The organism is Streptomyces sp. NPDC038213 (assembly GCF_055600495.1).
Genome location: NZ_JBVJYM010000005.1, coordinates 389,392 through 402,725, shown reverse-complemented (window position 1 = coordinate 402,725; position 13,334 = coordinate 389,392). Strand labels below are relative to the sequence as shown.

The 13,334-nt window shown below is 70.6% G+C and carries 11 protein-coding genes; 4 read left to right on the top strand and 7 right to left on the bottom strand.

Annotated features, from left to right (window positions below; all coding sequences use genetic code 11):
• Positions 1 to 266: 266 nt before the first annotated feature.
• Positions 267 to 1,292, top strand: coding sequence for a helix-turn-helix transcriptional regulator (locus ACZ7JZ_RS11260; RefSeq protein WP_470936206.1), 1,026 nt, complete (start codon positions 267 to 269; stop codon positions 1,290 to 1,292).
• Positions 1,293 to 1,350: 58 nt separating this feature from the next.
• Here ACZ7JZ_RS11260 and ACZ7JZ_RS11255 read toward each other — a convergent pair whose 3' ends face one another.
• The 4 genes from ACZ7JZ_RS11255 to dnaK all read right to left on the bottom strand — a co-directional run bounded on the left by ACZ7JZ_RS11255 (position 1,351) and on the right by dnaK (position 5,542).
• Complete coding sequence (locus ACZ7JZ_RS11255) at positions 1,351 to 1,797, bottom strand: heat shock protein transcriptional repressor HspR (protein ID WP_470936415.1); 447 nt, start codon at positions 1,795 to 1,797, stop codon at positions 1,351 to 1,353.
• A gap of 27 nt (positions 1,798 to 1,824) precedes the next feature.
• Entirely contained in the window at positions 1,825 to 3,000 is a 1,176-nt protein-coding gene (gene dnaJ, locus ACZ7JZ_RS11250) for a molecular chaperone DnaJ (RefSeq protein WP_470936203.1), read from the bottom strand.
• A gap of 62 nt (positions 3,001 to 3,062) precedes the next feature.
• Complete coding sequence (gene grpE, locus ACZ7JZ_RS11245) at positions 3,063 to 3,692, bottom strand: nucleotide exchange factor GrpE (RefSeq protein WP_470936200.1); 630 nt, start codon at positions 3,690 to 3,692, stop codon at positions 3,063 to 3,065.
• A complete protein-coding gene (dnaK, locus tag ACZ7JZ_RS11240; RefSeq protein WP_470936197.1) occupies positions 3,689 to 5,542 on the bottom strand; it encodes a molecular chaperone DnaK in 1,854 nt (617 codons plus the stop codon). Before dnaK ends, grpE begins: the two co-directional genes overlap by 4 nt.
• Before the next feature lie 499 nt (positions 5,543 to 6,041).
• On the opposite strand from dnaK, the gene ACZ7JZ_RS11235 reads away from it, so the two are divergent.
• Both ACZ7JZ_RS11235 and ACZ7JZ_RS11230 read left to right on the top strand, forming a co-directional pair.
• Positions 6,042 to 6,791: a sugar transferase gene (locus tag ACZ7JZ_RS11235; protein WP_470936194.1), complete on the top strand. Its 750-nt coding sequence runs from the start codon at positions 6,042 to 6,044 to the stop codon at positions 6,789 to 6,791.
• A 129-nt stretch (positions 6,792 to 6,920) separates the two neighbouring features.
• Positions 6,921 to 9,182 carry a heterodisulfide reductase-related iron-sulfur binding cluster gene (locus ACZ7JZ_RS11230; protein WP_470936191.1) on the top strand — a complete coding sequence of 754 codons (2,262 nt, stop codon included), beginning with the start codon at positions 6,921 to 6,923 and terminating at the stop codon, positions 9,180 to 9,182.
• A gap of 132 nt (positions 9,183 to 9,314) precedes the next feature.
• Here the strand turns inward: ACZ7JZ_RS11230 and ACZ7JZ_RS11225 are convergent, their stop codons facing one another.
• Positions 9,315 to 10,286 (bottom strand): hypothetical protein, encoded by a 972-nt coding sequence (locus ACZ7JZ_RS11225; protein WP_470936188.1) that lies wholly within the window; start codon positions 10,284 to 10,286, stop codon positions 9,315 to 9,317.
• 272 nt (positions 10,287 to 10,558) lie between these two features.
• Here ACZ7JZ_RS11225 and ACZ7JZ_RS11220 point away from each other — a divergent pair, with 272 nt between their 5' ends.
• Entirely contained in the window at positions 10,559 to 11,563 is a 1,005-nt protein-coding gene (locus ACZ7JZ_RS11220; protein WP_470936185.1) for a Yip1 family protein, read from the top strand.
• A 74-nt stretch (positions 11,564 to 11,637) separates the two neighbouring features.
• On the opposite strand, the gene ACZ7JZ_RS11215 is transcribed toward ACZ7JZ_RS11220, so the two are convergent.
• Both ACZ7JZ_RS11215 and ACZ7JZ_RS11210 read right to left on the bottom strand, forming a co-directional pair.
• A complete protein-coding gene (locus ACZ7JZ_RS11215; protein ID WP_470936182.1) occupies positions 11,638 to 12,474 on the bottom strand; it encodes an SAM-dependent methyltransferase in 837 nt (278 codons plus the stop codon).
• Between the two features lie 362 nt (positions 12,475 to 12,836).
• Positions 12,837 to 13,334, bottom strand: coding sequence for a phosphoribosyltransferase (locus tag ACZ7JZ_RS11210; RefSeq protein WP_470936179.1), 498 nt, complete (start codon positions 13,332 to 13,334; stop codon positions 12,837 to 12,839).

Sequence of the window (13,334 nt, the reverse complement as noted above, 5' to 3'; positions counted from 1 at the left end):
CCGCGGGCTCCGCGTGCCACCCGCTGTCCGGGGGGCCACCGTCGGCGTGCACGGTCTGCGCGGTTTCGGCCACACCCGGGGTGACTGCCGCGACGAATCCCCCGCAGGCCACAGCCGAGAAGATGACAGTGGCAAGCGCCGAGCGAAGCAATCTCTTGTTCATGGTCGGCTTCGTCCTCACTTGATGAAATCCTCTCCCCCGCGGAACAAGACGATGGCTCATTCGGGCACGTCAATGCCACAGGGACGATGCATCATGTTCTTGCATGTTCAGGACCCTGGGGGGTGGCGATTTGCCGATAAACAACACAAAGCCGACACATCCCCACTCGGTCACGGCCCTGTGCGGGGAGGGAACGCGGCTCTACGCCAGCGCTCTGCGCACCGGGCGGATCGCCCGCACGGACGTCAAGAACGCCCCGTGCTTGCTCGAATTCGCCCTTCTGCAGCCCGACCCGGATGACGCCAACTCTCTCCGTCCGGTTCCGCCCAGCGTCGCTCTCGCACAGCGTCTTCACCCGATCGAGCGAGACATCCAGGACCGAAGGCGCGATTCGCTCGAACTCACCGAGACCTTCGAGCCCTTCCTCGCCATCAGCGCCCAGAATCCGGCCAGCACCCACGCCATCACGGTCCTGGAGGGCATCGACCGCATCAACGCCGCCCTGAACCTCGCCACGGCGGACTGCCACACGGAGATGCTCACGGTCCAGCCCGGCGGAGCGCGACCCGTCATCGCCCTCACCGAGGCACTGGAGCGCGACCAGCCGCTGACCGACCGCGGAGTCAGCATAAGGACTCTCTACCAGCACACCGCACGCCACAGCCGGGGCACCCTCGCCTACGTGGAGCGGATCTCCGGCGGCAAGGTCGAAGTGCGCACCCTGGAAGAGCTGTTCGAGCGCCTCATCATCTTCGACACGACCGTCGCCTTCATCCCCGCCAGCGACGACCGGCAGGTCGCCCTCGAACTCCGGCACCCGGGCGTGGTCGCCTACCTCATCAAGGTCTTCGAGCAGCTGTGGCGCCGTGCCACCCCGCTGCGCGACCAGATCCCGTACAACCGCACGCCCTCCGGGATCTCCGGCGTACAGCGGTCCATCGCCCAACTCCTCGTCGAGGGGCACGTGGACGAGGCCATCGCCCGCCGCCTGGGCATGAACGTCCGCACCTGCCGCGCCCACATCGCCAAGCTCGCCGGCCACCTCGGCAGCGGCAGCCGCGCCCAACTCGGCTATCTGATAGCCCAGTCGGGCATCCTCGACGGCCCGCACCCGGCCCACGAGGACTGAGAGCGCCGAAAGCCCCGCCCGGAGGACCGGGCGGGGCTTTCAAGCCGTTCGCAGCGGGTCAGTCCGCCGGGCGCTTGGGGCGCCAGACGACCAGGGCGCTGGTCTGGTGGACGTCCTGGTACGGGACCAGGTCGCGGCGGTACGAGGCGTGGACCTGGGCCTCGCGCTGCTGCATCGCGACGGCCGCCCCGTCCACCGCGGCGGACAGTTCGGCCACGCGCTGCTGGAGCGCGGCGACCTGGTTCTCCAGCTCGATGATCCGCTTGATTCCGGCCAGGTTGATGCCCTCGTCCTGCGACAACTGCTGTACGGTGCGCAGCAGTTCGATGTCCCGGGCGGAGTAGCGGCGGCCGCGGCCGGCGGTGCGGTCGGGGGAGACCAGGCCGAGGCGGTCGTACTGGCGCAGGGTCTGCGGGTGCAGCCCGGAGAGCTGGGCCGCGATCGAGATGACGTACACCGGCGTCTCGTCGGTCAGCTCGTACGGATTGCGGCGCCTGCCGTCCATGCTGCCGTGGTTGCCCGGGTTCATGGGTCACGCTCCCTTCGCGGCCTGGAACAGCTCTTCCCTGGGGTCCTCCCCCGCGGTGGCGTCGCGGAAGTTCTCCAGGGCCTCACGTGCCTTGTCGGACAGCTCCACCGGGACCGCCACCTCCACGGTGACCAGCAGGTCGCCGCGGGTGCCGTCCTTGCGGACCGCGCCCTTGCCGCGGGCCCGCATCGTACGCCCGTTCGGCGTGCCGGGGGGCAGCTTCAGGGTGACCGGGGGGCCGCCCAGGGTCGGTACGCGGACCTCGCCGCCGAGCGCCGCCTCCACGAAGGAGACCGGCACCGTCACGGTGAGGTTGTCGCCCTTGCGGCCGAAGACCGGGTGGGTGTCCACGTGGACGACCACGTACAGGTCCCCCGCCGGGCCGCCGCGCTCGCCGGGCGCGCCCTTGCCGCGCAGCCGGATCCGCTGCCCGTCGGTGACGCCCGGCGGGATGCGGACCTGCATGGTGCGCGAGGAGCGGGCCCGCCCGCTGCCCTTGCAGACCTCGCAGGGGGTCTCAGCGATCAGCCCGCGGCCCTTGCAGTCCACGCACGGGTCGGTGAGCGAGAAGCCGCCCCCGCCGCCGCGCGAGACCTGGCCGGTGCCGACGCAGGTCGGGCACACGCGGGGCGTGCCGTTCTGGTCGCCGGTGCCCGAACAGGCCTTGCAGGGGGCCTGGCTGGACATCCGGAGCGGGACGGTCGCCCCGTCCACGGCCTCCGTGAAGCTCAGCGTGACCTCGGACTCGATGTCCTGGCCGCGGCGCGGCTGGGTGCGCGCACCCGGGCCGGTGCCGCGGTTGAACAGGCCGCCGAAGACGTCCCCGAGGCCGCCTCCGAAGCCGCCGGCCCCCGCACCCGCACCCTGGGCGCCCCCGAAGAGGTCGCCCAGGTCGAAGTTGAAGGAACCGCCGGCTCCGGGCCCGGCACGGAAGCCACCGCTGCCGAACAGGGCCCGGGCCTCGTCGTACTCCTTGCGCTTCTTGGGGTCCGCGAGGACGTCGTTCGCCTCGGAGATCTCCTTGAAGCGCTCCTCGGCCTCGGCGTTGCCCTTGTTGGCGTCCGGGTGGAACTCGCGGGCGAGCTTCCGGTACGCCTTCTTGATCTCGGCCTCGGTGGCGTCCTTGGGGACGCCGAGGACCTTGTAGTAGTCCTTCTCGACGAAGTCCTTCGTGCTCATCGACGTCCCTCCTCCCGCTGCCGGGTGTGGCTAGGTGCTGCTGTCGCCGCTGCTGCGGCCGTTCACTCGCTGTCGGCCTCGGAGGACTCCTCGCCCTCCGGCTTGCCGGCCGCGCCCGGCTGGGGCTCGGCCACCGCGACCCGCGCGGGGCGGATCGTGCGCTCGCCGATCCGGTACCCCGGCTGCAGGATCGCCACGCAGGTCGTCTCGGTGACGTCCGGCGCGTACGAGTGCATCAGGGCCTCGTGGATCGTCGGGTCGAAGGGCTCGCCCTCCTTGCCGAACTGCTGGAGGCCCATCTTGGCGACGACCGTCTCCAGCGCCTCCGCCACCGACTTGAACCCGCCGACCAGCTCGCCGTGCTCCCGGGCCCGGCCCACGTCGTCGAGGGTCGGGAGGAGCTCGGTCAGGAGGCTCGCGACGGCGACCTCCTTGACCGTGACCCGGTCCCGGTCCACCCGGCGGCGGTAGTTCTGGTACTCGGCCTGGAGCCTCTGGAGGTCCGCGGTGCGCTCGTTGAGCGCCGTACGGGCCTGGTCCAGCTGGGCCACGAGGGCCACGTCACTCGCATCCCCGGCCGGGGCCGCCCCGCCCTCCTCGGAGGACTTGGCGGCCTTCGGCTCGGCGTCTTCGGGGGTGGCGCCGGCGGGGACTTCGGACTTCTCCTCGAAGCCCGGGGTCTCCTCCGTCACGCCTGGCCGCCCTTCGCGTCGCCCGGCTTCTCGTCGTCGATGATCTCGGCGTCGACGACGTCGTCGTCGGCCTTGGCACCGGCGTCGCCCGTCGGGGCACCCGCGGCCTGCGCGCCCTGGGCGTCGGCGTAGATCGCCTGGCCCAGCTTCTGCGAGACGGCGGCGACCTTCTCGGTGGCCGTACGGATCTCGGCGGAGTCCTCGCCCTTGAGCTTCTCCTTCAGCTCGGCGAGAGCGGCCTCGACCTCGGTCCTGACCTCGCCCGGGACCTTGTCCTCGTTGTCCTTGAGGAACTTGTCGGTCTGGTAGACGAGCTGCTCGCCCTGGTTGCGGGTCTCGGCGGCCTCCTTGCGGCGGAGGTCCTCCTCCGCGTACTGCTCGGCCTCCTGGCGCATCCGGTCGACCTCTTCCTTGGCGAGGGAAGAGCCGCCCGTGACGGTCATCTTCTGCTCCTTGCCCGTGCCGAGGTCCTTGGCCGTGACGTGCATGATGCCGTTCGCGTCGATGTCGAAGGAGACCTCGATCTGCGGGACACCGCGCGGGGCCGGCGGCAGGCCGGTGAGCTCGAACATGCCGAGCTTCTTGTTGTACGCCGCGATCTCGCGCTCGCCCTGGTAGACCTGGATCTGCACGGACGGCTGGTTGTCCTCGGCCGTCGTGAAGATCTCGGACCGCTTGGTCGGGATCGTGGTGTTGCGCTCGATGAGCTTGGTCATGATGCCGCCCTTGGTCTCGATGCCGAGGGACAGCGGGGTGACGTCGAGGAGCAGGACGTCCTTGACCTCGCCCTTGAGGACACCGGCCTGGAGCGTGGCGCCGATGGCGACGACCTCGTCCGGGTTCACACCCTTGTTGGCCTCCTTGCCGCCGGTCAGCTCCTTGACGAGCTCGGCGACGGCGGGCATGCGGGTGGAGCCGCCGACCAGGACCACGTGGTCGATCTCGGAGAGGGCGATGCCCGCGTCCTTGATGACGTTGTTGAACGGGGTCTTGCAGCGCTGCAGCAGGTCCTCGGTGAGCTGCTGGAACTGGGCGCGCGTGAGCTTCTCGTCCAGGTGCAGCGGGCCCTCGGCGGAGGCCGTGATGTAGGGCAGGTTGATCGAGGTCTCCGTGGAGGAGGACAGCTCGATCTTCGCCTTCTCGGCGGCCTCGCGCAGGCGCTGGAGCGCCATCTTGTCCTTGGACAGGTCCACGCCGTGGCCGTTGGCGAACTGCTTCACCAGGTAGTCGACGACGCGCTGGTCCCAGTCGTCGCCACCGAGGTGGTTGTCACCGTTGGTGGCCTTCACCTCGACGACTCCGTCGCCGATCTCGAGGAGCGACACGTCGAAGGTGCCGCCGCCGAGGTCGAAGACGAGAATGGTCTGGTCGTCCTTGTCGAGGCCGTAGGCCAGGGCGGCCGCGGTCGGCTCGTTGACAATACGCAGGACGTTGAGGCCCGCGATCTCGCCGGCCTCCTTCGTGGCCTGGCGCTCGGAGTCGTTGAAGTACGCCGGGACGGTGATGACCGCGTCGGTGACCTTCTCGCCCAGGTAGGCCTCGGCGTCGCGCTTGAGCTTCTGCAGGATGAAGGCGCTCATCTGCTGCGGGTTGAAGCCCTTGCCGTCGATCTCGATCTTCCAGTCGGTGCCCATGTGGCGCTTGACCGAGCGGATGGTCCGGTCGACGTTGGTGACGGCCTGCCGCTTGGCGACCTCACCGACGAGGACCTCGCCGTTCTTGGCGAAGGCGACGACGGACGGCGTGGTCCTGGCGCCCTCTGCGTTGGTGATGACGGTGGGCTCGCCGCCTTCGAGAACGCTGACGACGGAGTTAGTCGTGCCCAGGTCGATGCCGACCGCACGTGCCATTTCAATTCCTCCATGACTTGAGTGGAACGGACTCAAGGATGCCCCACCGCTGCGCGTGCGTCAACAGACCTGAGTCGATGCCGCTCAACTCTTATGCGGCCCTTACGCTCCCCCGGCCGGTCCGGTCCCTCGCAGCAAGGGCTCCGCCCCCGCACCCCCGCGCCTCAAACGCCGGCGGGGCTGGATTCGGCTCGACCCGCCGGGTGGGGCTGGATTCGACTCGGCCCGCCAGGCAGGGCCGGATTCGGGTCAGCCCGCCGGGCGGGGCCGGATTCGGGTCAGATTGCAGCTCGGCCGGCGGCGCCTCACGGCCGCGGCCCGCACCCACCCCTCCCAGCCCCGTCGGCCCCTCAGCCCCGCCGGCGCTCGAGGCGCCGGGTCCGGGGCGGAGCCCCGGGGGACGGGGGGAGGGCGGGGTGGGGGACAAGAGCCCTCCGGGCGGGGGACGCCGTGCGCGCGGCACCCCGGTCCGGCCCCGCCCAGGCCGCATCGTTCCGCCATGCCCGCCAACCCGGCCACCCGCCGCCGCCCCAGCACCCCCCGGGCCGCCCGGGCCGCATACGGCACCCCGACCGCACGGGGCACCCGGCCCACCCGGGCCGCATGGCGCACCCGCACCGCGCGGGCCGTACGCGCCGCCTGGGCCGAGGCCGCCGCCCCGATCGCGGCCGCAGCCCTCCGCGTCCGGGAGCGGGCCGGCCGCCCGCGGCCGGCGGCGGCCAAGCGCGCCTGCGACCTGCTCGGGGCGGCGATCCTGATCGCCCTCGGCGCGGTACCGCTCGCCCTCGCCGCCGCGGCCGTCGCCGCAACGGTGCCCGGCGGCCCCGCCAACCCCCTGGCCCGCGTCCCCGCCACCGGGCTCGGCGGCCGCCCGTACCGGCGCTGGCTGTTCCGTACCGACGGCCCCGCCGGGGACTGGCTGCGCGCGCACCGGCTGCAGGGAGCCCCGCAGCTGCTGAACGTCCTGCGCGGCGAGATGTCCCTGGTCGGCCCCCGCCCCGACCCGTCGCCGGAGCCCCGCGGGCGGCTGGCCGTACGCCCCGGGATGACCGGGCTCTGGCAGGTCGGGGAGCGGTCCGGGCTGCCGTGGGAGGAGCGGGCCCTGCTCGACCTGCACTACGTCGAGCACCACTGGCTGGGCATGGACCTCGCGATCCTGGCCCGCACCCCGCGCGCCGCCCTCCGCGCACCTGCGCGTACGCCCGCCCGGGCGGCGGGGCCCGCCACCCTCCCGCATAGGGTGACCTGAGCGACACAGATCACCGCGTGCGCGGCTACAGTGCGGCGGGATAAGTGGGTAACCTCAGGCTTGACTGAATAAGTTACTGCCTAGTAATCCGCAGTAATCCGCCTCGCAGGCCCGCCCGAGGAGCCCCCAATGCAACTCGCCGCGATCATCGTGTCGCTGGTCCTGACCGTGGTCGGCGTCGCGCTGCTCGCCCGAGCCGTGGCGCAGATCTACCGGTTCGTGAAGCTCGGCCAGCCGGTCCCGGCGGGCAGCCGCACCGACCGCCCCAAGGAGCGCAGCCTGACGCTCGCCCGGGAGTTCCTGGGCCACAGCCGCATGAACCGCTGGGGCATCGTCGGCTTCGCGCACTGGTTCGTCGCCATCGGCTTCCTCACCCTGCCGCCCACCCTGGCGCAGGCGTACGGCCAGCTCTTCAAGGCGGACTGGGTCCTGCCCGTCATCGGCGGCTTCCTGCCCTTCGAGCTCTACATCGAGTTCATCGGCCTGATGACGGTCCTCGGCATCGCCGTCCTGATCGTGATCCGCCTGCTGTCGCTGCCCTCCCGGGCCGGCCGCAAGTCCCGCTTCGCCGGCTCCAAGGCCTGGCAGGCGTACTTCGTCGAGTACGTGATCCTCACGATCGGCCTGGCGATCCTGGCCCTGCGCGGCCTGGAAGGCGCGATCCACCACGTCGACTCGTACGAGCCCGCGTACTTCGTCTCGTACCCGCTGGTGCTGCTGTTCAAGGGCATGTCGCTGTCCGCCCTCCAGAACGCCATCTACTTCACCGCGATGATCAAGATCGGCACCTCGCTGATCTGGATGATCACGGTCTCGCTGAACACCAACATGGGTGTCGCCTGGCACCGCTTCCTCGGCTTCCCGAACATCTGGTTCAAGCGGAACGCCACCGGCGAGACGGCGCTCGGCGCCCTCCAGCCGATGACGAGCGGCGGCAAGGAGATCGACTTCGAGGACCCGGGCGAGGACGACGTCTTCGGCGTCTCCCAGGTCGAGCAGTTCTCCTGGAAGGGCATCCTCGACTTCTCCACCTGCACCGAGTGCGGCCGCTGCCAGTCGCAGTGCCCCGCCTGGAACACCGGCAAGCCCCTCTCGCCGAAGCTCCTGATCATGTCGCTGCGCGACCACGCGCACGCCAAGGCCCCGTACCTGCTGGCCGGCGGCGGCAAGACCGTGGAGGGCGAGGAGAAGGCCTCCGAGGAGCAGCTGAAGGACGTCCCGGCCGCGGCCCTCGCGGAGGCCGAGCGCCCGCTGATCGGCACGGCCGAGGAGAACGGCGTCATCGACCCGGACGTGCTGTGGTCCTGCACGACCTGCGGTGCGTGCGTGGAGCAGTGCCCGGTCGACATCGAGCACATCGACCACATCGTCGACATGCGCCGCTACCAGGTGATGATCGAGTCCGCGTTCCCGTCCGAGGCGGGCACGATGCTCAAGAACCTGGAGAAGAAGGGCAACCCCTGGGGCCTCGCCAAGAAGCAGCGCGTGGAGTGGACCAAGGAGGTCGACTTCGAGGTCCCGATCGTCGGCAAGGACCTGGAGGACCTCTCCGAGGTCGACTACCTGTACTGGGTCGGCTGCGCGGGCGCCCTGGAGGACCGGGCCAAGAAGACCACCAAGGCCTTCGCGGAGCTGCTGCACATGGCGGGCGTCAAGTTCGCGATCATGGGCGGCGAGGAGAAGTGCACGGGCGACTCCCCGCGCCGCCTGGGCAACGAGCCGCTGTTCCAGCAGCTGGGCCAGGAGAACGTGGCCATGCTGAACATGGCCTTCGGCGAGGACGACGAGGACGAGTCGACGAAGAAGCCGAAGTCGGCGAAGAAGATCGTCTCGACCTGCCCGCACTGCTTCAACACCATCGCGAACGAGTACCCGCAGCTCGGCGGCGAGTACGAGGTCATCCACCACACCCAGCTGCTCCAGCACCTCATCGACGAGGGCAAGCTGGTCCCGGTGACCCCGGTCGACGGGCTCATCACGTACCACGACCCCTGCTACCTGGGCCGCCACAACAAGGTCTACACGCCCCCGCGCGAGATCATGTCGGCCGTCCCGGGCCTGCGCCAGCAGGAGATGCACCGCCACAAGGAGCGCGGCTTCTGCTGCGGCGCCGGCGGCGCGCGGATGTGGATGGAGGAGCGGATCGGCAAGCGCATCAACAACGAGCGCGTCGACGAGGCCCTCTCCCTCAATCCGGACATCGTCTCCACCGCCTGCCCGTTCTGCCTCGTCATGCTGACCGACTCGGTCAACGGCAAGAAGAACGACGGCCAGGCGAAGGAGTCCGTGCAGGTCGTGGACGTGGCCCAGCTGCTGCTGGAGTCCGTGAAGACCCCGGCTGACCCGGAGCCGGAGCCCGCCGGGGAGCCGGAGCCCGAGCCGGCCGCGTAGCGGTACGTGCGCGGTACGGCGTACCGCCGACCGCGCACGAAGACGGACGGCCGGTCCTGCCCCCCGTGGCAAGGACCGGCCGTCCGTCCGTTTCATGGGCCCCCTCGGGTACGGGGGCGGGGGGCGGCGGGCTCAGCCCCGGTCGCCGGAGCCGCGGCGGCGCAGGAGGGCGAAGCCGAGGCCGGCGGCGCCGGCGGCCGCCATGCCGCCGCCCGCCGCGAGCAGCACCGGGCCCTCGCCCGAGGTGTCCCGCTGGAGGCCCTCGGCGCCCGCGCGCACGCCGCCCTTGGGCAGGACGCGCTGGTCAGCCGTGGTGTCAGCCGTCGTAGCGGTCTTCGCCGCCTTGTCAGCGGACTTGCCGGGCTGGCGCCCCGCCCTGGTGTCCTTCTGGACGGTGTACTTCTCGATCAGGCGGCCGTGGAAGTCGTACACCCAGCTGTTGCCGCCCCTCTTGCCGTCGATCACGACGAACGTGGCGTGCTTGCCGTCCATGACGATCTTGTACGTCCAGCCGTCGTTGACGGTGCTCGGGCGCTTGAGGTCGACACCGCCGAGGAAGTTGCCGTTCGGCATGGAGATCTCGACGCGCGGACCCGCGGCCCCGCCCTTGAAGAGCTTGGCGATGCGCCCGTCCGGCATGGTGATCCGGGCGGAGGAGGCGTGCCGGTCGCGGCGCTCGTCCTTCCTGTGGTGCGGCTTCTTCGTCTCGTCCTTATTCGGGTCCTGCTTCTTCGCGCCCTCGACCCAGGAGGTCACGGTGCCGTTCGGCTGGAGGACCACGTGCAGGCCGTTGTGCTGGCCGTACGCGGGCCTGCCGTCCCTGCTGACGAGGGTGTCGAGCTTCGTGCCGTGCGAGAAGACCTCCGCCTCGAAGTGCCCCTTGCCGAAGGAGTACACCTTGGCCACGGACCCGTCGGCGAGCCGCACGCTGGTGACGTAGGAGCGGACCCCGGCCTTGTCCTCGACCCGGTCCTTGGTCGGGAGCACCTGCTGCCCGGGGTCCGCGGGGGAGTCGGCGAGGGCGGAGCCCACGGGCACGGCCAGGACGGCGAGGGCTCCGGCGGCGACGGCGGCGGTACGGACGGTGCGGCGGGTGACGCGCATGACTGTTCCTCGTGGCTTCGCTGGGTACGACGGTGAACGTGACTCGCAGGGGATCTGGGGGATCTGGTGGTCTGCGGTGGCGACACCAACGAAGCTACGGGGGTCATATGTGGGATAGCCGTAGGAAATGTAACGGCTCACATCAGATCGTCATTCAACCCAGTAAACGATAAAAAAGGGATCCCCTAGGGGATGTCACAGCTCAGCCGCAAAGCCCCCTTCTTCCGGCCGCCCGCTCACCGGCCCGGCCCCGACCAGGTACGTTCGATCACGTGGCTGGATTCAGGATCGGACGCGGCCGGGACAACCGCACCCCCCAACAACCCCCGCGGCAGCAGCCGTACGGGCAGCAGCCGCTGCCCCCGTACGGCGGGCAGCCCTATCCCCCGCAGGGACCGCCGCCCCAGCAGCAGTGGCCCGGGCAGGGCGGCACCGGGGGCGGTCACGGCGAGCCGGAGTACTTCGCCGACCCCTCCTACCCGCAGCAGCAGCCGCCCCACGGCGGCGGCCGCCAGCACGGGCAGCACGGGCAGCACCCGGGGCAGCAGCAGTACGGACAGCAGCACGGGCAGCACCCCGCACCCCCGTACGGCGCCCCGCAGGGCCCCGGCGGCTACTCCGACCAGGGGAACGACGCGGGGCACACCCGCGCCTTCTCCATCAGCGACGAGCAGCAGTACGGCTACGGGGACGGCCAGACCTACCGGTCCGGCACGGCGGGCGCCCCGCCCGCCGGCCCCCGGCTGCCCTGGAAGCAGCTCCTGAGCGGCATCGTGATGCGCCCGGGGCCGACCTTCATGCAGATGCGCGACTACCCCGTCTGGGGGACGGCCCTGGCCGTCACCTTCCTGTACGGGCTGCTGGCCGTCTTCGGGATGGACGGGGCCCGCGAGGACGCGATCAACTCGACCCTCTCCAAGGCCGTGCCCATCGTCCTGTCGACGGGCGTCGCCTTCGTGATCTGCGGGCTGATCCTGGGCGCCGTCACGCACACGCTGGCGCGCCAGCTGGGCGGCGACGGGTCCTGGCAGCCCACGGTCGGGCTCTCCATGCTGGTCATGACCATCACGGACTCGCCGCGGCTGCTGTTCGCCGTCTTCCTGGGCGGGGAGAACGCGCTCGTGCAGGTGCTGGGCTGGGTGACCTGGCTGGCCGCCGGCGCCCTGTTCACCTCGCTGATCAGCAAGACGCACGACCTGCCGTGGCCCAAGGCCCTGGGCGCCTCCGCGATCCAGCTGGTGGCGCTGCTCTCGATCATCAAGCTGGGCACCCTGTAGCTGGAGCGGAGCCTGTAGCCCGGGCACACGGGAAGCCCCCGGCACGCGGTACGCGCGCCGGGGGCCCCTGTGTATCAGGCGGGCTTGTGCGCGACCGCGAGCAGGTAGCCCATCTCCGGCAGCATGCCGACCGGCGCCCGGAAGACCTCCAGCATGGGGATGACGCCCTCGCCGTAGCGGCCCACCATCTCGTCGAACCGCGCGTCGACGGCCTCGGTCACCCGTACCGCCGTCCGGCTGGTGTGGGCGCTGATGTCGGCCAGCTCGTCCAGTTCGAAGCCGGCGTCCAGGATGAGCCGGCGGTGGTCGTCGAGCGGCAGCCGCGGAGTGGCCTGCATCTCCTCCGTGAACCGGTCCACCATCTCCTTGTGCTTCCCGGTCAGCGGAGCGGCCAGCAGGTGGTCGGTGACGACCAGGCGCCCGCCCGGGCGCAGCACCCGGAGCATCTCGGCGTAGGCGGCGGGGCGGTCCAGGTGGGGCAGGGTCTCGAAGGACCAGACGACGTCGAAGGAGTCGTCGGGGTAGGGCAGCGCCAGCGCGTCGGCGTACGCGAACGCGACCCGGTCGGCGAGGCCCAGGTCCGCGGAGCGGCGGTTGGCCTCGTCGATCTGCGACACGTTGTTCGACACGCCCACGATCTCGGCCGGGGTGGCCGCGGCCACCCGGAAGGCCGGCAGACCGATGCCGCACCCGATGTCCAGCATCCGGCCGCCCCCGCCGAGACCGGACCTCTCGATCAGCAGGTCCGTCATCCGCTCCGCGGCGACCCGGTTGGAGCTGTCGTCCTCCGGCGAGTACCAGTAGCCCATGTGGAAGTTCTCGTCCCACAGCTCGACGACGAGCTCGTTGGCTATCTCGTAGTAGTTGTTGGTGTCCTCGACCGTAGGAGCGCCGGCCTGGTCTGTACTCATGGGGATCCTCGCTTCGTCTCGTCGGCCGGCGCCTCCGGCGACGCGGCGGCCCGTCGCCTCCGCGGCCCGGGACGCAGCTGCGCGAAGACACCGCACGTCGCCCGTCGGAATCAGCCGTCAGAATCAGTCGTCGGAATCAGTCGTATCGATCATCTTTCGGGCAAACGGAAACCCGAAACCAGCGTGTGCCATCACCGGGGTGCTCTCATCTCCGAACGTGCTGAGCCGGTTCCGGGCCCGCCCACGGCGCATACGACGCATATGACGCACACGACGAAGCCGCCCGCCACCCCGAGAAGGGGTGGCGGGCGGCTTCGTCACGTCACGTCACGCCGTGCCCGGCAGGCGAACGGGGACCGCGGTCAGGCGTCCAGCACCTGGCCCTCGCGCTTCACGACCGGCGGCTGGGTGCTCCACGGGAACTCGATCCAGTCGTCGGTCTTCTTCCACACGTACTCGCACTTCACCAGCGAGTGCGACTTCTCGTAGATGACCGCGGACCGGACTTCGGCGACGTGCCCGAGGCAGAAGTCGTGCACGAGCTTCAGCGTCTTGCCCGTGTCGGCGACGTCGTCCGCGATCAGCACCTTCTTGTCGGTGAAGTCGATCGCCTCGGGGACGGGCGCCAGCATGACGGGCATCTCGAGAGTGGTGCCCACTCCCGTGTAGAACTCCACGTTCACCAGGTGGATGTTCTTGCAGTCGAGCGCGTACGCCAGACCGCCGGCGACGAACACCCCGCCGCGGGCGATGCTCAGGATGATGTCGGGCTCGTACCCGTCGTCGGCGATGGTCTGCGCGAGTTCGCGCACCGCGCGGCCGAAGTTCTCGTAGTCGAGGGATTCGCGTACGTCAGTCAC

Excerpts from the sequence above, each read along its gene's own strand:
- ACZ7JZ_RS11260 (WP_470936206.1), top strand. The coding sequence starts at position 267 with ATGTTCAGGACCCTGGGGGGTGGCGATTTGCCGATAAACAACACAAAG.
- ACZ7JZ_RS11255 (WP_470936415.1), bottom strand. The coding sequence starts at position 1,797 with ATGGACGGCAGGCGCCGCAATCCGTACGAGCTGACCGACGAGACGCCG.
- dnaJ (WP_470936203.1), bottom strand. The coding sequence starts at position 3,000 with ATGAGCACGAAGGACTTCGTCGAGAAGGACTACTACAAGGTCCTCGGC.
- dnaK (WP_470936197.1), bottom strand. The coding sequence starts at position 5,542 with ATGGCACGTGCGGTCGGCATCGACCTGGGCACGACTAACTCCGTCGTC.
- ACZ7JZ_RS11235 (WP_470936194.1), top strand. The coding sequence starts at position 6,042 with ATGCCCGCCAACCCGGCCACCCGCCGCCGCCCCAGCACCCCCCGGGCC.
- ACZ7JZ_RS11230 (WP_470936191.1), top strand. The coding sequence starts at position 6,921 with ATGCAACTCGCCGCGATCATCGTGTCGCTGGTCCTGACCGTGGTCGGC.
- ACZ7JZ_RS11225 (WP_470936188.1), bottom strand. The coding sequence starts at position 10,286 with ATGCGCGTCACCCGCCGCACCGTCCGTACCGCCGCCGTCGCCGCCGGA.
- ACZ7JZ_RS11215 (WP_470936182.1), bottom strand. The coding sequence starts at position 12,474 with ATGAGTACAGACCAGGCCGGCGCTCCTACGGTCGAGGACACCAACAAC.